Annotated in this window: 15 protein-coding genes; 11 read left to right on the forward strand and 4 right to left on the reverse strand. The window is 72.2% G+C overall.

What is annotated here, in order from left to right:
- Positions 1 to 36 precede the first annotated feature (36 nt).
- Both FQY79_RS04390 and FQY79_RS04395 read left to right on the forward strand, forming a co-directional pair.
- Positions 37 to 453 (forward strand): hypothetical protein, encoded by a 417-nt coding sequence (locus FQY79_RS04390; protein ID WP_146311179.1) that lies wholly within the window; start codon positions 37 to 39, stop codon positions 451 to 453.
- Positions 454 to 477: 24 nt separating this feature from the next.
- Complete coding sequence (locus FQY79_RS04395; RefSeq protein WP_146311181.1) at positions 478 to 1,362, forward strand: bile acid:sodium symporter family protein; 885 nt, start codon at positions 478 to 480, stop codon at positions 1,360 to 1,362.
- Between the two features lie 239 nt (positions 1,363 to 1,601).
- Here FQY79_RS04395 and FQY79_RS04400 read toward each other — a convergent pair whose 3' ends face one another.
- From FQY79_RS04400 to FQY79_RS04410, 3 genes are all read right to left on the reverse strand, one after another.
- Positions 1,602 to 3,014: a M16 family metallopeptidase gene (locus tag FQY79_RS04400; RefSeq protein WP_222434246.1), complete on the reverse strand. Its 1,413-nt coding sequence runs from the start codon at positions 3,012 to 3,014 to the stop codon at positions 1,602 to 1,604.
- A gap of 10 nt (positions 3,015 to 3,024) precedes the next feature.
- Positions 3,025 to 4,407: a M16 family metallopeptidase gene (locus FQY79_RS04405; protein ID WP_146311183.1), complete on the reverse strand. Its 1,383-nt coding sequence runs from the start codon at positions 4,405 to 4,407 to the stop codon at positions 3,025 to 3,027.
- 140 nt (positions 4,408 to 4,547) lie between these two features.
- Entirely contained in the window at positions 4,548 to 5,885 is a 1,338-nt protein-coding gene (locus FQY79_RS04410) for a dicarboxylate/amino acid:cation symporter (protein ID WP_146311185.1), read from the reverse strand.
- A gap of 231 nt (positions 5,886 to 6,116) precedes the next feature.
- Between FQY79_RS04410 and FQY79_RS04415 the strand changes: the two genes are divergently transcribed.
- Together FQY79_RS04415 and FQY79_RS04420 are read left to right on the forward strand one after the other, a co-directional pair.
- Positions 6,117 to 7,844, forward strand: a complete 1,728-nt coding sequence (locus tag FQY79_RS04415) for an alkaline phosphatase (protein ID WP_146311187.1) — start codon at positions 6,117 to 6,119, stop codon at positions 7,842 to 7,844.
- An 82-nt stretch (positions 7,845 to 7,926) separates the two neighbouring features.
- A complete protein-coding gene (locus tag FQY79_RS04420; RefSeq protein ID WP_146311189.1) occupies positions 7,927 to 8,712 on the forward strand; it encodes a 3-hydroxybutyrate dehydrogenase in 786 nt (261 codons plus the stop codon).
- A gap of 44 nt (positions 8,713 to 8,756) precedes the next feature.
- Here FQY79_RS04420 and FQY79_RS04425 read toward each other — a convergent pair whose 3' ends face one another.
- A complete protein-coding gene (locus tag FQY79_RS04425; RefSeq protein ID WP_146311191.1) occupies positions 8,757 to 9,209 on the reverse strand; it encodes a CopD family protein in 453 nt (150 codons plus the stop codon).
- A gap of 71 nt (positions 9,210 to 9,280) precedes the next feature.
- Between FQY79_RS04425 and FQY79_RS04430 the strand changes: the two genes are divergently transcribed.
- The 7 genes from FQY79_RS04430 to FQY79_RS04460 all read left to right on the forward strand — a co-directional run bounded on the left by FQY79_RS04430 (position 9,281) and on the right by FQY79_RS04460 (position 19,599).
- Complete coding sequence (locus FQY79_RS04430; protein WP_146311193.1) at positions 9,281 to 9,895, forward strand: class I SAM-dependent DNA methyltransferase; 615 nt, start codon at positions 9,281 to 9,283, stop codon at positions 9,893 to 9,895.
- Positions 9,896 to 10,012: 117 nt separating this feature from the next.
- Entirely contained in the window at positions 10,013 to 11,314 is a 1,302-nt protein-coding gene (locus FQY79_RS04435) for a polyhydroxyalkanoate depolymerase (RefSeq protein ID WP_146311194.1), read from the forward strand.
- A 42-nt stretch (positions 11,315 to 11,356) separates the two neighbouring features.
- On the forward strand, positions 11,357 to 11,929 hold the full coding sequence (locus FQY79_RS04440; protein ID WP_146311196.1) for an RNA polymerase sigma factor: 573 nt from the start codon (positions 11,357 to 11,359) through the stop codon (positions 11,927 to 11,929).
- Complete coding sequence (locus FQY79_RS04445; protein ID WP_146311198.1) at positions 11,926 to 12,906, forward strand: FecR family protein; 981 nt, start codon at positions 11,926 to 11,928, stop codon at positions 12,904 to 12,906. The genes FQY79_RS04440 and FQY79_RS04445 overlap by 4 nt, the downstream gene beginning before the upstream one ends.
- A 12-nt stretch (positions 12,907 to 12,918) precedes the next feature.
- Entirely contained in the window at positions 12,919 to 15,270 is a 2,352-nt protein-coding gene (locus FQY79_RS04450) for a TonB-dependent receptor (RefSeq protein ID WP_146311200.1), read from the forward strand.
- A gap of 92 nt (positions 15,271 to 15,362) precedes the next feature.
- Entirely contained in the window at positions 15,363 to 17,444 is a 2,082-nt protein-coding gene (locus FQY79_RS04455) for a TonB-dependent receptor (RefSeq protein WP_146311202.1), read from the forward strand.
- A gap of 10 nt (positions 17,445 to 17,454) precedes the next feature.
- On the forward strand, positions 17,455 to 19,599 hold the full coding sequence (locus FQY79_RS04460; RefSeq protein WP_146311204.1) for a prolyl oligopeptidase family serine peptidase: 2,145 nt from the start codon (positions 17,455 to 17,457) through the stop codon (positions 19,597 to 19,599).
- Positions 19,600 to 19,734 lie beyond the last annotated feature (135 nt).

Here is a 19,734-nt window from a genome sequence, read left to right on the forward strand (position 1 = left end):
GCGTACACTGCCCGCAGCCTTGGGGAGGAGCGCTGGATGATCCGCACGGTCGTGGCCGTCGTGCTTGGCCTGGTGGTGGCCCTGGCCACGGTGCTGCTGGTCGAGTACCTGGGCATGTCGCTGTTCCCGCTGCCGCCCGGCATCGACCTCGACCGCGAGGAGGATCTCGCCCGCCTCGTGGCGTCCGCCACCCTCGGCAAGAAGCTCTGGATCCTGATGGCTTGGACGCTCGCGTCGTTCGTCGGCGCCGCCGTCGCGGCCCGCGTCGCCCGCCGCCATCCCACCGGCGCGGCGCTGTGCGTGGGCGGACTGATCGTGGCCGGGGTGCTGCTCAACGCCGCCCTGCTGCCGCACCCGGCCTGGATGACCGTGGCGGGCGTGCTGCTGCCGGTCCCCGCGGCCTGGCTGGCCGCGCGCCTGGCCGCCGGGCGCCGGGCCCCTCCGCCTGCCTGATCCGACCCGCCGGGGAGTTCGCCGATGCAGTCGTCCCTCCTGACCACCCTGCTGCTGCCGCTCGCCCTGGGCGTGATCATGTTCGGCCTCGGCCTGGGGCTGACGCTCGACGATTTCCGGCGCGTGGCGCGGTACCCGCGCGCGGTGCTGCTGGGGCTGTTCCTGCAGACCGGCGTCCTGCCGTGGGTCGCGTTCGCGCTGGCGCTGCTGTTCCGGCTGTCGCCGGAACTGGCGGTCGGGCTGATGCTGCTGGCGGCCTCGCCCGGTGGCGCCACCGCCAACATCTACAGCCACCTCGCCCACGGCGACGTCGCGCTCAACATCACCCTGACCGCGATCAACAGCCTGCTGTGCCTGGCCACCCTGCCGGTGATCCTGAACCTGTCGCTCGAATACTTCCTCGGCGCCGGGCAGTACGTGCCACCGCCGGTGCGGAAGATCATCGAGGTGGCGGTGATCATCGTCTTGCCGGTGGCCATCGGCATGGCGGTGCGCCGCTTCGCCCCGGGCTTCGCCGCGCGCATGGAGAAGCCGGTGCGGCTGCTGTCGGCGCTGGTGCTGGCGCTGCTGATCGTGGCCGCGGTGGTCCAGGCCTGGAGCACGCTGCTGGCCTGGTTCGCGGTGGTGGGCCTGGCCTGCCTGCTGTTCAACCTGGCCAGCATGGGCGTGGGGTACGCGGCGCCGCTGGCGCTGCGGTTGCCGAAACGGCAGGCGGTGGCGATCGCGATGGAAATCGGGATCCACAACGGCACGCTCGCGATCTTCATCGCGCTCAGCGTGCTGGGCAACGCGGCGATGTCGGTTCCGGCGGCGGTCTACAGCCTGCTGATGTTCTTCACCGCGGCCGCGTTCGCCTGGTGGGCGGCACGCGCGCCGGCGGCTACGGCTGCGCCCGCGGGCAACGGCTGAGGAAAGATATCGGGCGGCGCGGCCGGGGGCCCCGCTCTTCCCCCGCCTGCGGGGCAGGCCGGGACGGGGCCAGGTCCGACGCGGCACCGTCGGGCATGACGCCTGGAACTGCCCCCTCCCCGGCCCTCCCCCGCACGCGGGGGAGGGGGGCACGGGCGGCGGAGTCGGGGTTCCGCTCCTTCCCCCGCTTGCGGGGGAAGGCCGGGATGGGGGCCGGCTCCGACGCGGGATCCCGCGGGCTATTCGACCTTGCGGAACTGGCCGTACTCGCCGAGCTGTTCCTCGATCGCCGCGGCGTCGCCGACCACGATGATCGACAGGTCCTTCGGGTCGAAGTACCTGCGCGCGATCCCGCGGACCTGGTCCGCATCGACCTGCTGGATCCGCGGCACGTAACTGGACAGGAACTCCGGCGGCAGGCCCACCAGCCAGTTCGAAGCCAGCGTGGACGCCACCGCGCCCTGCAGCTGGTTGGTGATCAGGTAGCCGCCGGCCACGTAGCGCTTGTTGTCGAGCAGCTCCTGCTCGGGCACCGGCTCCTGGGCCAGGCGCCGGAACTCGGAGAAGAATTCCTGCAGCGCCGCGCCGGCGACCTCGTTGCGCACGTCCGCGCCCGCCTGCACCCGTCCGCCCATGCGCGAGGTGGAGAAGCCGGCGCTGGCGCCGTAGGTGTAACCCTTGTCCTCGCGCAGGTTCTGGTTCACGCGGCTGCTGAAGCCGCCACCCAGCAGGGTTCCGGTGAGGATCGCCGGCACGTAGTCCGCGTCGGTGGCGGCGAGCGCGGGACGCCCCAGGCGCAGCGTGGCCTGCACGCTGCCATCGCGCTGGACGAGCACGCGCGCCGGAGCCGCCTCGCGGGGCGCGGCCGGGGCGGGATCCGGTGCCGGACCTGTCGCCGTCCAGTCACCGAACGCGGACTGCGCCAGGCGGAAGATCTCCTCGGGTTCGACCCGGCCGGCGACCACCAGCAGGGCGCGGTCCGGACGGAAGCGCTGCGCGTGCGCCCGGCGCAGGGCCTCGGGCGTGACCGCGGCGATCGAGTCCTCGGTGGGCTGGGTGCGGGCATAGGGATGGTCGCCGAAGGTGGCCGCCAGCAGCTCGCGCGCGGCACGGAAGGACGGCTGCGCCTGCGCCGCCCTGAGCGACTGCAGCGCGTTGGCCTTGCCCAGCGCCACCTCGTTGTCGGGGAACGCGGGCTCGCGCACGATCTCCGCCAGCAGCGACAGCATCGGCGCGGCGTGGCTGGTCAGCGCATTGGCGCTCACCAGGACGCCGTCGTTGCTGGCGCTGGCGGCGACGCCGCCGCCGTAGGACTGCGCAGCCTCGGCGATCGCGCGCGAATCGCGCCGCGCGGTGCCTTCCGACAGCAGGCCCGCGAACAGGGCGGCGAAGCCCGGCGCGTCGGCCGGGTCGGCGCCATGGCCCGCGTCGCGCATGGCCAGCACGTAGTCCACCCGCGGCACGCCGTCGCGCGGCACCACCCAGACTTCCAGCCCGTTGTCGAGGGTGCGGCGCTCGATCTGCGGCACCGGCAGCGGCTTGTCGGGCGCGTACGGCGGCAGGTCGGGCGGCAAGACCGCGGGCCCGGCCGCGATCACGGGCGCGGCCAGCACGCAGGCGGCGAGGAGGAACAGCTGCATCGTCTGCTTCATCGCGGTCTCCTCACTCGGCCTGCGGGACGTCGTCGCGGCGCGCGGCGAGCAGCGCCTCGGGCACGCGGTCGATCACGGTGCGGTTGGGCGCGACGAGGTAGGTCCTGGCGGCGCGCTGCACGTCCGCCGATGTCACCGCCTCGATCCAGTCCGGGATGCGGTTTGCGACGCCGGCGTCGCCCCACAGCAGCTGCAGCTTGGCGAGGGTGTCGGCGCGGGAGATGAAGGGCTCCATGCCGTTGTACCAGTCGGCCAGCAGCGCGGTCCTGGTGCGCGCGAGGGTCGCGTCGTCCACGCCTTCGGACACGATCCGCGCGATCTCCTCGTCCACCGCGCGCACGATGGCGTGGGCGTCGGTATCGGGCTTGTACAGCGCGAACACGGTGTACAGCGTCGGGCCGTTGTACTCCCACTCGCTGGTCAGGCCATAGAGCGAATCGACGTTGAGCGCCAGCTCGCGTCCCTTGACCAGGCCCTGGTACAGGCGCGAGGCGTCGCCATTGGCCAGCAGCGCGCCGAGCACCGCCATCGCCGGCTGGTCCGGGCTGCCGCGCCCGGGCATCTTCCAGGCGATCGCCACCGCCGGCACCTGGGCCAGCTTGTCGGCCTGGACCACGTGCTTCTCCCGCGTGTTCAGCCCCTCGCTGAAGTCGGGCGCCGGCGGCACCGGGCGCGCCGGGATGTCGCCGAAGTACTTCTGCGCCAGAGCGAAGCCCTCTTCCGGCGAGATGTCGCCGGCCAGCGCCAGCACCGCGTTGTTGGGGCCGTAGTAGTCGCGGTGGAAGGCGCGCACGTCGTCGAGCGTGGCCGCCTCCAGGTCCTCGAAGCTGCCGTAGCCGTCGTGGTTGTTCTCCCACTTCTCGAACGCCTCGAAGCCGATGTCGAGCCACATGAAGCCGCCGTAGGGCTGGTTCTGCACGTTGACCCGGATCTCCTCCTTCACCACGTCCTGCTGGTTCTTCAGCGTGGCCGGATTGAAGTCGAGCATGCGCATGCGGTCGGCCTCCAGCCACAGGATCGGTTCGAGCGCGGACGAGGGCGCGACCTCGATGTAGTTGGTGAAGTCCGGCCGCGTGGAGCCGTTGTTGCGGCCGCCGCCGCCGGTGATCACGCGGTCGAAGGTGCCTTCGGGCGCGTTCTCCGAGCCCTCGAACATCAGGTGCTCGAACAGGTGCGCGAAGCCGGTGCGGTTGCGCGGTTCCAGGCGCATGCCGATGCCGTAGACCACGCTCACCCCGACCACCGGCGAGCTGCGGTCCTCGGACACCACCACGGTCAGGCCGTTGTCGAGCTTCTTCACCGCGACCGGGATCTCCCACCGGTCGCCCTCGGAAGCGAACGCCGGCGCCGCGGCCAGCAGCCACGGCAGCACGCCTGCAAGCAAGGACTTCATGGGCACCTCCTGCCCGGTATGGACGGCCCACGTTACTGCAGCTGGCGCCGGGCCACCGTAGGCGGAAAGTCATGCCCGGCCGGCACGCCTGGCGCCAGGCAAGCGCCGGGGCAGGCGACGCCACCCGGGCCCTGCCCCGATCAGCCGCTCCCTGGTGCTTCCCCGGCCTCGACCCCGACGTTGCTCGACGCCCGCTCGTAGACCTCGCGGTCGAGCAGGCCGGTCTGCCGCGCCACCAGCACCGGCACCAGCACCTGGCCGGTCACGTTGGTCATGGTGCGCATCATGTCGAGGATCCGGTCGATGGCGTAGAGGATGCCGATCGCCTCCAGCGGCAGGCCGGCGGCGCTGATCACCACCGTGGCCATGATCACCGCCGTGCCCGGCACGCCGGCGGTGCCGAAGCTGCCCAGCACCGAGGCCAGGGCGATGATGAAGTACTGGCCGGTCGACAGCTCCAGGCCCATGAACTGGGCAATGAACACCGCGCCCAGGGCCGGGTAGATCGCGCCACAGCCGTCCATCTTGATGCTGGCGCCCAGCGGCACGGCGAAGCTGGCGTAGTCGCGGTCCACGCCCAGGTTGTGGGTGGCGCTGGTGAGCGAAAGCGGCAGCGCGGCGAAGCTGCTGGAAGCAACGAAGCCCACCTGCATCGCGGGCGCCGCGCCGCGGAAGAACTTCAGCGGGTTGAGCCCGTGCGCCAGCAGCAGCCCGCTGTAGACCACCACGATGTGGAAGGCGCAGGCCGCGTACAGCGCGAGCACGAACTTGCCCAGCGGCAGCAGCTGGCCGAAACCATAGCTGCCCACCAGTGCCGCGATCAGGCCGAAGGTGCCCAGCGGCGTGGCCTCGAGCACGAGGCGGGTGACCTGGATCATCAGCTCGCGGGCCTGGTCGAACAGCCCGCGCAGGCCTTCGGTCTTCGCGCCAAGCTTCACCAGCGAGAACCCCACCAGCCCGGCGAAGAAGATCACCTGCAGGATGGTGAAGTTGCTGGGCACGATGACGTTCTGCCCATCGCCCGTCTTCCCCGCGCCCAGCGCCGCCAGCGCGCGGAACGGGTTCTCCGGCACGATGTTGAGCAGCACATCCAGCGGCCCGGGCACCTCGCGCGGCCGGTAGTTGGCCGCGACCTGCAGGCTGGCCGCGTCGACGCCCACGCCCGGCCGGAACAGCCAGCCGGCGGCCAGCCCCACCGCCACCGCCAGCACCGCGGTGACCGCGAACCACAGGAAGGTGCGCCCGGCCAGCCCGGCGATCGAGCGCTGCCCGGCCAGCGAACCGACCGCGCTCACGACCGCGAAGAACACCAGCGGGATCGCGATCATCTTGATCAGGTTGACGTAGACCGTGCCCAGCGGGCCGAGCCAGGTCTGCGCCGCGGGGCCCGCCAGCCAGCCGGCGAGCGCGCCCAGCACGAAGCCGGCGGCGACGCGCTGCCAGAACGGGATCCGCAACCAGGCGCGGGCGAGGGACATGCGGGGGAACCGTGGGGCGAAGCCGCCACCTTAGCCCACTGTCCCGGCGCTGGCGACGTGGCGGCCGGAACGGCGGGGTGTCATCCGCAGGACATCGGCGCGGACGAGGATCCCCCGCGGCGCTGCGGCAGCGCCCACGCTGGACGCCGTGCCCCGCGCCGCGGACACTTGCGCCTCCGCGCGCACGGTCTCCCCAAGAACCTCCTCACCACGCACTGGACTGGATACGCAATGCCCGGCAGTTCCCACCCCAAGCCCCGACGGTTCCGCTCCCCCGCCGCGGTTCCGGCCGCCGCCCTGCTGCCGCTGCTGCTGCTCGCCTGCAGCGCGACGCCGCCGCGCGCGGACCCGCCGCCGGCGCCCGTGGTGGAGGTGCCGGCGATCCGGCACCCGGACGGCGAGACCCCGCAGTGGTGGTACCGCAGCGGCGCCGCCCGCGCCGCGGCCAACGGCGCGATGCAGGGCCGGGCGAAGAACGTGATCGTGTTCCTCGGCGACGGCATGAGCCTGACCACGGTCGCGGCGGCGCGCATCTTCGACGGCCAGCGCGCCGGGACGCCCGGCGAGGAGCACCTGCTGTCGTGGGAGCGGTTCCCCCACACCGCGTTCTCCAAGACCTACAACACCGATTCGCAGACCCCCGACTCGGCCGGCACCATGACCGCGATCGCCACCGGGGTGAAGTCGCACATGGGCGCGATCGGCGTGTCGGCGGGCGCGCGTTGGGACTGCGCGGGGAGCCGCGGGCGCGAACTGCTGTCCTGGCTGCGCCTGGCCGCGTCTTCGGGCATGTCCACCGGCATCGTGACCACCGCGCGCCTGACCCACGCCACCCCCGCGGCCACCTACGCCCACGTGCCCGACCGCAACTGGGAGTCCGACGGCGTGATGCCGGAGAAGGCGCGCGAACAGGGCTGCCGCGACATCGCCAGCCAGCTGCTGGAGTTCGCGCCCGGCACCGGCCTCAAGGTGCTGCTGGGCGGCGGCCGCCGCCACTTCCTGCCGGCCGGCGAACGCGATCCCGAGCATCCCGACAAGGAAGGCGCGCGCTTGGACGGGCGCAACCTCGTCCAGGAATGGCTGCAGCGCAACCCGGGCGGCGCGTTCGCCTGGAACGCGGCACAGTTCGAGGCCGCGGCGGATGCGCCGGCGCTGCTGGGCCTGTTCGAGTTCGAGCACATGCGCTACGAGCACGACCGCCCGCGCGACCCCGGCGGCGAGCCTGACCTTGAGACGATGACCCGCGAGGCGATCCGCCGCCTGTCGCGCGACCCCGGCGGCTTCGTGCTGCTGGTCGAGGGCGGGCGCATCGACCACGCCAACCACGAGGGCAACGCCTACCGCGCGCTCGACGAGACCGCCTCGATGTCGCGCGCGGTGCGTGCCGCGGCGGAACTGACCTCGCCGGACGACACCCTGATCGTGGTCACCGCGGACCATTCGCACACGCTCGGCTTCGTCGGCTATCCGCGGCGCGGCAATCCGATCCTGGACAAGGTGCGCGGCCGGACCAGCGAGGACGACGATCCGGACCGCTACGCGCTGGACATGCTCGGCCTGCCCTACACCACCCTGGTCTACGCCAACGGCCCGGGCTATACCGGGGCCAGCTCGCGCCAGCCGGCCGGGCCGAAGCGGCACTTCCACGCTGCCGACAGCTTCGAGCCGGCAGTCGGGCGCCCCGACCTGACCGCCGTCGACACCACCGACCCGGACTACATGCAGGAGGCGCTGGTGCCGCTGTCGTCGGAGTCGCATGGCGGCGACGACGTCGGCATCTGGGCGCGCGGCCCGGGCAGCCAGGCGTTCCGCGGCACCCTGGAGCAGCACGTGATCTACCACGTCATCGTCCAGGCCACGCCGCGCCTGCGCGAACGCCTGTGCGCGGCCGGCACCTGCAACGCCGACGGGGTGCCGGTCGAACTGCCGGCGCCAGCGGACTTCGGCGCCGCACCGTGACGCCGCGGCGGTCGCGTGCGCGGGCCGTCGCGCCCGCCCCGCCTCCGCCGCTATCCTGACCTGCCCCACCCAGGAGTCCCCCATGAACCGACTCGACGACAAGGTCTGCGTGGTCACCGGCGCGGCCAGCGGCATCGGGCGCCGGATCGCCGAGGTGTATGCACGGGCCGGCGGGCGGGTCGCGATCGCCGACCTCAGGACCGCGGACGCCGAGGACGCGGCGCGCGCGATCCGCGACGCGGGCGGCGAGGCCATGGCCGTGGCCATGGACGTCACCGACGAGGCCCAGGTGGCCGAGGGCATCGCCGCCGTGGTCGCACGCTGGGGCAAGGTCGACGTGCTGGTGTCGAACGCCGGCATCCAGATCGTCAACAAGCTCACCGACTTCAGCCTCGCCGACTGGAAGCGGATGCTCGCCATCCACCTCGACGGCGCGTTCCTCACCACCCGCGAATGCCTGCGCGACATGGAGCGACGCGGCGAGGGCGGCGCGATCATCTACATGGGTTCGGTGCATTCGCACCTGGCTTCGAAGCTCAAGGCGCCCTACGTCACCGCCAAGCACGGCCTGCTCGGCCTGTGCCGCACCGTGGCCAAGGAGGCGGCCGCCTACGGCGTGCGCGCCAACGTGATCTGCCCCGGCTTCGTACGCACCCCGCTGGTGGAGAAGCAGATCCCCGAGCAGGCGAAGGAGTTCGGCATCAGCGAGGAGGCGGTGGTGCGCGACATCATGCTGCGCGACACGGTGGACGGCGAGTTCACCACCGTGGACGACGTCGCCCACGTCGCGCTTACCCTGGCCGCGTTCGAGACCAACGCGCTGACCGGCCAGAGCCTCGTGGTCAGCCACGGCTGGTTCATGCACTAGCCCGGACGTGAGGGGCCGGTGCCGGCACGCGGCCGGCGCCGCTATCAGAACGGCTTGGCCAGCACCAGCCAGATCACGGCCAGCAGCGCGAACACCGGCACTTCGTTGTAGATGCGCAGCGCGCGCGTCGACGGCAGCGCCCTGCCCTGCGCGCTGCCCGCCAGCCAGCGCCCGCCCACGACGAAGTGGACCAGCAGCAGCGCGACCAGGCCGAGCTTGGCATGCAGCCAGCCGGTGCCGGCGCCGACCATGGTCGGGAAGCCGGGGATCACGCGGTAGCCGAGCCACAGCACCACGCCGGCCACCAGCGCCAGGCCGAACATGACGTGGCCGAAGCGGTACAGCCGCCGACCCATCAGCACCAGGCGCGCGCGTACCGCCGCGTCGTCGCCGGCCTCGGCGAGGTTGATCAGGATCCGCGGCAGGTAGAACACCGCCGCCACCCACGCCATCACCACCAGCAGGTGCAGCGACTTGGTCACCAGGTAGGCGTTCAAACGATTCTCCTGCGCGGACGCGGGGCGACGGCCGCGCTATTGTAGCCGGCCGTGTCAGATCCCGGGCCAAGATGCAAAAGCGCTACGACCGACGCTACTTCGACACCTGGTACCGCGGCCGCGGCATCGGCGGCGCGCAACGCCTGGCGCGCAAGGTGGCGCTGGCGGTGGCGACCGCCGAGTACCACCTGGAGCGGCCGCTGCGCACGGTGCTCGACATCGGCTGCGGCGAAGGCGCCTGGCGCGCGCCGCTGCTGAAGCTGCGGCCGAAGGCCCGGTACATGGGCTTCGACTCGAGCACCTACGCGATCGAGCGCTACGGCGCGCGCCGCAACCTGCACCTGGCGCGCTTCGCCGACTTCGCCCACCTGCGCCCCTGTCCGCCGGTGGACCTGCTGGTGTGCAGCGACGTGATGCACTACCTGCCGCTGCGTGAACTCGACCGCGGCCTGCCGGGCCTGGCCGAGCTGTGCGGCGGGGTGGCCTTCCTGGAGTGCTTCACCCGCGAGGACGAGACCGAGGGCGACGACGTCGACTTCCACGCGCGGCCGGCCGCGTTCTACCGTCGCCGCTTCGCTGCGCTGGGATTCCGCCAGGTGGGCTCCCACTGCTGGCTCTCGCCGGCGCTGGCCGCGGACGCGGCGGCGCTGGAGCTGGCGCCGGCCTGGACCGGGCGCGCCGGCTGAACCGGCCCTCCGGGCCAGGTCCCCGCCGGCCGGGCGGGGCCGCCAGCGCGCGGCGACCTCGGCTTGACGCCGATGCGGTATGCTGCAATGCAGCAGCCACCGTCCCCGCCGAACCCCATGTTCCTGTACCAGTTCCACGAACTCGCCCGCTCCTGGATGACCCCGCTCACCTACTGGGCGGAGGCCAATGCCCGGGCCTTCTCGGCGCGCGGCAGCTGGCTGTCGGCGATGCCCGGCGCCCAGCGCGTCGCGGCGGCCAACGAACTGCTCTACCGCATCGGCAAGGGCTACGAGAAGCCCGCGTTCGGGATCCACTCGATCGAATGGCAGGGCGAGACCTACCCGGTGATCGAGAAGACCGTCGCCAGCCGGCCGTTCTGCCGCCTCCAGCGCTTCAAGCGCTACACCGACGACGCCGACACCATCTCCGAGATGCGCGGCCAGCCGCCGGTGCTGGTGGTCGCGCCGCTGTCCGGCCACCACGCCACCCTGCTGCGCGACACCGTGCGCACCCTGCTGCGCGACCACAAGGTGTACATCACCGACTGGGTTGACGCGCGCATGGTGCCCAAGGAGGCCGGCCCGTTCTCGCTCGACGACTACGTGGCCTACATCCAGGACTTCATCCGCCTGATCGGCGCCAGGGACCTGCACGTGATGGGCGTGTGCCAGCCGACGGTGCCGGTGCTGGCGGCGATCGCGCTGATGGCCGCGCGCGGCGAGCCCACGCCGCGCTCGATGGTGCTGATGGGCGGGCCGGTGGACCCGCGCGAATCGCCGACCTCGGTCAACAACCTCGCCACCCAGAAGCCGCTGTGGTGGTTCGAGCACAACGTCATCCACCCGGTGCCGGGCCACTACCCCGGCGCCGGCCGCCGCGTGTACCCGGGCTTCCTGCAGCACACCGGCTTCATGGCGATGAACCCCGAGCGGCACTTCATGTCGCACTGGGATTTCTACCAGAACCTGGTCCGCGGCGACCTCGAGGACGCCGAGTCGCACCGCAAGTTCTACGACGAGTACAACGCCGTGCTCGACATGCCGGCCGAGTACTACCTCGACACCATCCGCATCGTGTTCCAGGAGCACCTGCTGCCGCGGGGACTGTGGGACGTGGCCGGCGAACGCGTGGACCCGTCGAAGATCGCGGACACGGCGCTGATGACCATCGAAGGCGAGCTCGACGACATCTCCGGCCTCGGCCAGACCCGCGCCGCGCACGACCTGTGTACCTCGATCCCCGAGGCCGGTCGCGAGCACTACACCGTGATGGGCGCCGGCCACTACGGCATCTTCAGCGGCCGCCGCTGGCGCGAGCAGGTGTACCCGAGGGTGCGCGACTTCATCGCCGCGCACACCGGGACGACCCGTCGCGCCCGGACGGCAGGACGCACCGCCCGCCGCCGGACCGGGAGCTGACCGCCCCGTTTCCATTCCGGCCCATTCGTTCGTCTACGGGGCATGACCGAGCCCAAGCACCGCCCGCGGGGCACCCCGCCGGCGTCCCCCGCCCGCAGCCAGGCCGAAACGCTGGTCCGCGACTTCAACCAGTCCCTGGTCCGCATGCTGCAAGCGCGGCTGGGGTCGCGCGAGGACGCGCACGAGGTGGCCCAGGAGGCCTATGCGCGCCTGCTCAACCTCGGCGACGGCAACGCGATCGGTTTCCACTCCGCGTACCTGTTCCGGATCGCCCAGAATCTGGCCACCGACCGGCTTCGCCGTCGCGCGCACATGGAGCAGCCGGCGGAGGCCGACCTGGCGCTGTGGCCGGACCCGGCCGTGGATCCCGAGCGTTCCGCCGGCGCCGCCCAGATCGTCGAGCGGCTGCCCGCGCTGCTGGCGGAGCTGCCGCCGCGCTGCGCCGAGGCCTTCCGCCTCGTGCGCCTGCAGCAACTGGGCTACGGTGAAGCCGCTGCACGGCTGGGACTGACCGAGCGGATGGTGCGCATCCACGTGGCGCGCGCCCTGGCCCACTGCCAGCAGCGCCTCGATGAAGGCGCGGGGACGCCGGCTCAAGGACGGGAGGACGCATGAACACGACCATCGACGCCAGGCGCCGCAAGGCGGTGGAGGACGCCAGCCACTGGCACGTGACGCTGCAGGCCGGCGACGTCTCCGATGACCAACTGCAGGAATGGGCACGCTGGATGGAGGCTTCGCCCGAGCACGCGAAGGCCTTCGACGACATCGCCCTGCTGTGGGAGGCCGCGGGCGCGCTGCCGGACGACGCCGCGTTGCCGCCGCCCCCCGCGGCCGCCCGGGAACGCGTCCGTGCGCCACGCCGCTGGCCTTGGGCGCTGGCCGCGATGCTTGCACTCACCGTCGCCGCGCACCTGCTGCTGCCCGGTCCCGGCGACGAACGCGACGCGCGCACGCTCGCCACCGCGATCGCCGAACGCCGCGAGCTGACGCTCGACGACGGCAGCCGGCTGGAGCTCGATGCCGCCACCGAGATCGCGGTGCGCTACGACGCGCGCCGGCGCGAGGTGGTGCTGTCGCGCGGGCGCGTGTTCTTCGACGTCGCCCGCGACACCGACCGGCCATTCGTGGTCCAGGCCGGCGGCACCAGCAGCCAGGTGCTCGGCACCCGCTTCGCCGTGGGCCTGCGTCGTGACGGATCGGTCGCGGTCACCGTCGGCGAAGGCCGGGTGCGGGTCGCCTCCGCGGCCGGGCTGCAGCAGGAGCTCGGGCGCGACCAGCAGGTGGAGTACCGGCCCGGCCACGGGCTTGGCGCGCCGCGGGAAACCAACGCGAACCTGGCGACCGCCTGGCGCAGCGGCACCGTTGTCTACCAGAGCGAGCCGCTCGATCGGGTGATCGACGACCTCAACCGCTACTCGCACCTGCCCGTGCGGCTGGAGGATCCGTCGCTGGCGGCGGTCGAGGTCACCGGACTGTGGCGGCTGGCCAACATCGACGCCTGGGTCGACGGCCTGGCGGCCAGCCTGCAACTGCAGGTGCGGCGCACCCCCGAAGCGATCGTGCTGGCCCGCGGACGCCGCAGCGGCTGACGTCCACGCGCCATGCCTTCCATCGCGACCGGCCACCGTCCTTCGCTGCCGCTCGCCCTGGGCGCGATGGCGCTCGGCCTGGCGCTGGCACTCGTCCCCGCACCCGCGCGCGGTGCCGGACCCGGGGTCCGGGCCGGCCACGAGGCCGTCGAGTTCGACCTGCCATCGATGCCGTTGGACCAGGCCCTGATCGAGTTCTCGCGCCAGTCGGGACGCTCGCTGGCCGCAGCGGGCAACCTGCGCAGCGTCGCCAGGACGCGGGCGGTGCACGGTCGCATGGATCCGGGCCAGGCCCTGTCGATGCTGCTCGACGGCACCGGATACGTCGCTTCGACCGGGCCGGGCGGCATCGTGCGCGTGCATCCCCGCCCCGCCGCGCAGAATGCCCGGCCCGCGACGCCCGCCGCGCCGCCGGCGGCACCGGAGGCCATGCGGGACCTTGCCGGCATCACCGTCACCGCGCGCCGGCGCGAGGAACAACGGATCGACGTGCCCGTCGCCATCGGCATCATCGAAGGCGCGGACATCGAGGTTCTCGGCCTCGCCAACGCCAGCCAAGCGCTTCGCCTGCTGCCCGGCGTGACCACCGTGGACGGCGGCAACTCGCTCACCCAGGTCCAGATCCGCGGCGTGTCCAGCTCGCTGGGGGGCAACGACAACGCGTATTACCTGGACGAAGTGCCCTTCACCGGCGTCACCGTGCCCTGGCATCCCGATACCCGCGCCTTCGACCTGGAGCGCGTCGAGGTGCTCAAGGGCCCGCAGGGCGCGCTGTTCGGCGAAGGCGCGATGGGCGGCACCGTGCGCATCCTCACCCGTGCGCCCGATCCCGACCGCTTCGCGGCACGCCTGGAACTGGCGCATGAACGCGTCGCGGGGGGCGGCAGCGGCCCGATCCTGCGCGGCATGGCCAACGTCCCGCTGGCCGAAGGCCGCCTCGCACTGCGCGCGGTCGCGACCCGCGAGGCGCTGCCCGGATGGATCGACGCGACGGACGACGACACCTCCGCCAACCGCCTCGTGGTCGACACCCGCCGCCTGCGCCTGCGCTGGACCGGGCAACGCTGGATCACCGACCTGTCGCACATGCGCACCCACCACGACAGTCCCGGTGGCGGCTACGTCGCCGACGACGGCGACCGCAACGCCACCGGCATGGATACGCTCTCGCGCTGGCGCAGCACCAGCCTGGTCTCCAGCGCCGACCTGCTCCGCTCGCGCCTGACCCTGCTCGCGGCACGCGCGCGGCTGGACTACGACACGGCGGGCCTGCTCGCCGTCGACGTGCCCGCCGAGCTTGCCGTCGGCATCACCGTGTCCACCTTCGAGGCGCGCTGGGCATCCACCGGGGGCGATCCGGGCTGGGTGTTCGGCTACAGCTGGCGCCAGGCCGACCGCGACGACCTCGTCGACGTGGACGGCCTCCCCACTTCCGCCAGCCAGCGCAACCACGCGCATGCCCTGTTCGCGGAGCTCGCCGGACGCAGCGACGACCGGCGCTGGTCGTGGTCGGGCGGCCTGCGCTGGTTCCGCGACCACGTCCACGCCGGGAGCGCCGCCACCGGCCACGACGCGGCGCTCGACGGCACGTTCGCGCGCTTCAACCCGAAGGTGAGCCTCAGTCGGCACCTGTCGCCGCGCCGCAGCCTGCACGCCAGCATCTCGACCGGTTTCCGCGCCGGGCAGCTGCAGCCGGCCAACTCGCGGCTGGCAGCCGAGGCGCTCGGCACCCACCTGCCCGGCCACGTCGACGGCGACCACATCGTCTCCTACGAACTCGGCTACACCCATGCCGCGGAATCGGGACGCGGCCTCTGGCAGGCCGCGCTGTTCCACGGCGACTGGTCGAAGCTGCCGGTGCGGGTCCCGCTCGACGGGGTCAACAACGGCCTGGCCAATTCCGGGGGGGCCCGCATCGATGGCGTCGAGTTCGGGCTGGGCCTGCTGCCTGCGCCAGGCTGGAAGATCGACCTCGGCACCACCCTGGTCGACGCGCGCTACCGCCGGGACGTGCCCGGTACGCCGATCGCGGCCGGTACTCCGGTCTACAACGTCCCGCGCAGTTCGATGTTCGCGGCCACCAGCTACCGCCAGCCGCTGCCGGGCGGACTGGAGGCGGTGGCCAGCGCGCATGCCAGCCACCACTCGGCGCGGCGCACCGGACTGGTGGAGGGCACCGCCGGCGATCCCATCACCCAGGTTGCGCTGCGGCTGGGCCTGGAATCCGCACGCGGATGGGCCGCCTGGCTCTACGGCGAGAACCTGCTCGATGAACGCGGCGCGGTGGATGCACGCGACCTGGCCGGCGCGGCCACCCGCCTGCGTCCGCGCAGCATGGGCGTGGAGCTGCACCTGGCCTTCTGAGCCGGGGCCGTTTCCATTTCCGCGTCCTGGATCGTCTGGATCCCTGACCGGCCACAGTCCGCGGCCGGCGCCACCACTTTCCAGGAGTCTCCATGCACCACGCCTCCCCCCCGTCCAGGCCGTTCCCGCGCAGCCTGCTGTCCTGCGCCATCCTCGCGTCCCTGCTCGCCGCCCCGGCGCTGCACGCCCAGACCGCCGTCGAGGAAGGGGCGGAGGATGAATCCACGACCACGCTGGGCACGGTCACCGTCACCGCACGCAAGCGCGACGAGCGCCAGCTCGACGTGCCGATCGCGCTGAGCGCGGTCACCGGCGAGGACATCCGCGAGCGCGGCCTGCTCAACGTCACCGACGTGCTCAACATCACCCCCGGCGCGGCCTCGATCGACGGCGGCGGCAGCTTCACCCAGGTGCAGATCCGCGGCGTGTCGAGCTCGCTGGGCGGCAACGACAACGGCTACTACATCGACGAGACCCCGTTCACCGGCGTGACCGTGCCGTGGTACCCGGACACCCGGTCCTTCGACATCGACCGCGTCGAGGTGCTCAAGGGCCCGCAGGGCACCCTGTTCGGCGAAGGCTCGATGGGCGGCACCGTGCGCATCATCACCAACAAGCCACAGTTCAACGAGTTCCGCGCCGGGGTGGAGATCGATGCCTCCACCGTGGACAAGGGCGGCGACGGCCACGGCGCCAAGGCCTACGTCAACGTGCCGCTGGTGGACGACCGCCTGGCCCTGCGCCTGGTGGTGACCGACGAGACCACCCCGGGCTGGATCGACGACAGCGTCACCGGCGGGAAGGACGTCAACGACAACGACATCCGCACCTGGCGCGCCAAGCTGCGCTTCGCGCCGACCGATCGCTGGAACATCGACCTGGCCTACTGGAAGTACGACTCCGGGTCGGCCGCGGGCAGCAACGAAGCGATGGACGACATGACCAACAGCTCGTTCCTGGCGGTCGACAACGTCTGGCATTCGGGCAGCCTGACCAGCACCTACGACTTCGACGGTTCGCAGCTCTTCTACGGCTTCTCCGACGCCAACCTCCTGTACGGCCAGGGTGGCGAACTGGCGCCGGGGATTCCGCTCGACGCGATCATCGACATCACCGTGCGCACCCACGAACTGCGCTGGTCTTCGACCGGCGACCGCACCCTGGACTGGACCGTCGGCTACTACCTGCGCGACGCGATCCGCGAGGATGCGCTCGACGTCCCCGGGATCCTGGTCAGCACCTCGCGCCAGACCAACGAAGCCTACGCATTCTTCGGCGAAGCCACGCTCAAGCTGCCGAACCCGGCCTGGGCGCTGACCGCCGGCCTGCGCTACTTCAACGACGAGCTCGACGCCTGGGACCGCGCCGAGGACGGGACCGTCAACTCGTTGCAGGCGGAGTTCGACAGCTGGAACCCGCGCCTGAGCCTGTCGTACAAGCCCTCGGCCGACACCACCTTCTACGCCAGTGCCGCGCGCGGCTTCCGCTCCGGCCAGCTGCAGCCGATCGGTTCGATCCTGCTCGCGCAGCTCTACGACATCGACCTGCCCTCCGAGATCGCGCCGGACTCGATCATGACCTACGAGCTGGGCGTGAAGTCGCTGTTCGCCGAGGGCCGCCTGCTGCTCGAGGCCGCGCTGTTCAGCAGCCGCTGGAAGGACGTGGCGGTCCGCGTGCCGATCACCGACCAGATCAACGGCCTGGCGAACTCCGACGGCACCCGCAACGTCGGCGTCGAGGCCAACCTGGTCTACAACCCGAGCCGCAACCTGACCCTGCAGCTGGGTGGCAGCTGGATCGACGCCACCTACTCGGCCGACGTCCCGGACACCCCGCTGTTCAAGGGCACGCCGGTCTACAACGTGCCCAAGACCAGCATCACCACGTCCGCCTCGTACCGCTGGGACATCGGCGAGAGCCTGCGCGGCAGCGCCTTCGTCTCGGCGCACCACGACTCCGCGCGCAAGACCTCGCTCACCGCGGGCTCCCCGGGCGATCCCATCACCCTGGCCAACCTGCGCGTGGGCGTGGAATCGCCGACCGGCTGGTCGGCCTACCTGTACGGCAACAACCTGACCAACGAGGACGGAGCCATCAACGCCCGCAACCTGTCGCTGGCCGCCAACCGTCCGCAGCCGCGCACCTGGGGCGTGCTGTTCCGCTACGACTACTGAGGGCAGACGCATGATCCGATCCTTCACCGCTCCGGCAAGGAGCCTGTTGCTGGCGGCCCTCGTGGCCGCCGGCGCCGCCGCCTGCAGCGCGCCCGCCGGCGACGACCCCCTGCTGTGGCTCGAGGACCCGCACGGCGCCGAGGCGCTGGAGTGGGCCCGCGCCGCCACCGAACGCACCCGCAGGGCGCTCGGCGCCGGGCCGAACCAGGCCGCGATCGGCAGGGAGCTCGAGACCCTGCTCCAGGCCGCGCCAACCGAACCGGACGTGCACGTGCTGGGCATGCGGGCGCTGCGACTGCAGCGCGACGCCGCGCATCCGTACGGCCTCCTGCAGGTGGCGACGCTCGACGACGCCGGCCGGCCAGGCGACTGGCGCACGGTGCTCGATGTCGCCGAACTGCGCGAACGCGAGGGCATCCCGTTCGAACTGCAGGCCTACGAACTCGACAGCGCCTGCCGCGCGCCCGATTACGGCCGCTGCCTGCTGCGCCTGTCCCCGGCCGGTGGCGACGAAGTCGAGCTGCGCGAGTTCGACCTCGCCCGGGGCAGCTTCGTCGAGGACGGGTTCCGCGTGCCGAAGTCGCGTGCCTTCGCCCACTGGCTCGATGCGGACACCGTGCTGGTCATGCACACGCTCGACGGTGCCCCCACCACCCTGCCCGGCTGGCCGGCCACCGCGCGGGTGTGGAAGCGCGGCGAGCCGCTGTCCTCGGCCACCGTGGTGTTCGAGGGCCAGCCGAGCGATGCGCTGCTGAACGCGACGGTCGTCGGCACCGGCGACGGCGCACGCGCGGTGATCACCCGCGCAATCGACTACTCGACGTTCGAGACCTGGCTGGTCGGCGCCGACGGCGAGCGGCAGGCGCTGCCGTTCCCGCAGGCGATCAAGGGCTTCGGCCTGAGCACGGTCATGGACCGCTACGTCGTGGTCCAGCTGGCGGCCGACGCGGATGTCGAAGGCAAGGCCTACCCGGCCGAGACCCTGCTGGCCTACGACACCGCGAAGACCGAAGGCGACCGGGTTTCGGTCGTGTACCAGCCGGGTGCCGGCGAGTTCGTCGACACCGCCTTCGGCGGCGTGGTCGGTACCGGGCGCGGCCTGGCCCTGGTCGCCGACCGCCACCTCGCGCAGCGAGTGGTGGAAGTCGAGGCCGGCGAGGACGGCTGGCGGGCGCGCGACGTGTTCGAGGCCACGCCGGGCGACACGATCTCGCTGCGGGCCGCGGGCGGCCGCGACGGCTTCGTCATGGCGCTGTCGGGCTTCCTGACCCCGCGCAGCCAGGTCCTGGTCGACGACTCCGGCGCGCAGGTGCCGCTGGCGCGCGACCCGGAGATCATCGACGCCTCGGGCTTCACCACCGAACTGGGCTCGGCGACGTCGAAGGACGGCACCAGCATCGACTACTTCCTGCTGCGTCCGAAGCAGGTGGTCGAAGGTGCGCAGCCGCTGCTGATGACCGGGTACGGCGCGTTCGGGATCTCGTTCCGCCCGGGCTACTTCGATCCGAGCGTGGGCGGTCCGGCGCTCAAGCTGTGGCTCGACCGCGGCGGTGCGCTGGCGATCCCGGCGATCCGCGGCGGCGGCGAGCGCGGCGCGCAGTGGCACGAGTCGGTGATCCGCGAGAAGCGCCAGACCTCGTACGACGACTTCATCGCCGTGGTCGAGCACCTCGTCGCCACCGGTTTCACCCGCCCGGAACGGATCGGCATTTTCGGCATGTCCAACGGCGGCCTGCTCACGGCCACGCTCGGCACCCAGCGACCCGACCTGTTCAACGCCGTGGTCAGCGACGTGCCCCTCACCGACCTGATCCGCATGCGCCACATGGGCATGGGCGCGGCCTGGATGAACGAGTACGGCAATCCCGACGTGCCCGAACAGGCGGCGGCGATGCTGGCCTACTCGCCATACCAGAACGTGCGTTCGGGCACCCGCTATCCGCCATTCCTGGTGACCATCTCGACCGAGGACAACCGCGTCGGCCCCGGCCATGCGCGCAAGTTCGCCCACCGGCTCGAGGAGGTCGGCGCCCCGGTGTTCTTCTACGAGGACGAGGAAGGAGGCCACGGGGTCAGCGACGCGCTGCGCAACCCCGAGCTCATGGCGCTGCGCATGGGCTTCCTGATCGACCGGCTGATGCCCGCCGCGAACTGACGCGGCGGCCTCCACCGGCCACGGCGCGGGGCCCCTCGGGGCCCCGCGTCGCATCCGCCGATCGCCAGGGCGGTCGTCCGCGGCCCGACGCTTCCGCCAGCCCCGGCCGAGGCCGGCAGACGGAAAGGAACGCGC

This window comes from Luteimonas wenzhouensis, from assembly GCF_007859305.1.
GTDB lineage: Bacteria > Pseudomonadota > Gammaproteobacteria > Xanthomonadales > Xanthomonadaceae > Luteimonas > Luteimonas wenzhouensis.

Excerpts from the sequence above, each read along its gene's own strand:
- FQY79_RS04390 (WP_146311179.1), top strand. The coding sequence starts at position 37 with ATGATCCGCACGGTCGTGGCCGTCGTGCTTGGCCTGGTGGTGGCCCTG.
- FQY79_RS04395 (WP_146311181.1), top strand. The coding sequence starts at position 478 with ATGCAGTCGTCCCTCCTGACCACCCTGCTGCTGCCGCTCGCCCTGGGC.
- FQY79_RS04400 (WP_222434246.1), bottom strand. The coding sequence starts at position 3,014 with ATGAAGCAGACGATGCAGCTGTTCCTCCTCGCCGCCTGCGTGCTGGCC.
- FQY79_RS04405 (WP_146311183.1), bottom strand. The coding sequence starts at position 4,407 with ATGAAGTCCTTGCTTGCAGGCGTGCTGCCGTGGCTGCTGGCCGCGGCG.
- FQY79_RS04410 (WP_146311185.1), bottom strand. The coding sequence starts at position 5,885 with ATGTCCCTCGCCCGCGCCTGGTTGCGGATCCCGTTCTGGCAGCGCGTC.
- FQY79_RS04415 (WP_146311187.1), top strand. The coding sequence starts at position 6,117 with ATGCCCGGCAGTTCCCACCCCAAGCCCCGACGGTTCCGCTCCCCCGCC.
- FQY79_RS04420 (WP_146311189.1), top strand. The coding sequence starts at position 7,927 with ATGAACCGACTCGACGACAAGGTCTGCGTGGTCACCGGCGCGGCCAGC.
- FQY79_RS04430 (WP_146311193.1), top strand. The coding sequence starts at position 9,281 with ATGCAAAAGCGCTACGACCGACGCTACTTCGACACCTGGTACCGCGGC.
- FQY79_RS04435 (WP_146311194.1), top strand. The coding sequence starts at position 10,013 with ATGTTCCTGTACCAGTTCCACGAACTCGCCCGCTCCTGGATGACCCCG.
- FQY79_RS04440 (WP_146311196.1), top strand. The coding sequence starts at position 11,357 with ATGACCGAGCCCAAGCACCGCCCGCGGGGCACCCCGCCGGCGTCCCCC.
- FQY79_RS04445 (WP_146311198.1), top strand. The coding sequence starts at position 11,926 with ATGAACACGACCATCGACGCCAGGCGCCGCAAGGCGGTGGAGGACGCC.
- FQY79_RS04450 (WP_146311200.1), top strand. The coding sequence starts at position 12,919 with ATGCCTTCCATCGCGACCGGCCACCGTCCTTCGCTGCCGCTCGCCCTG.
- FQY79_RS04455 (WP_146311202.1), top strand. The coding sequence starts at position 15,363 with ATGCACCACGCCTCCCCCCCGTCCAGGCCGTTCCCGCGCAGCCTGCTG.
- FQY79_RS04460 (WP_146311204.1), top strand. The coding sequence starts at position 17,455 with ATGATCCGATCCTTCACCGCTCCGGCAAGGAGCCTGTTGCTGGCGGCC.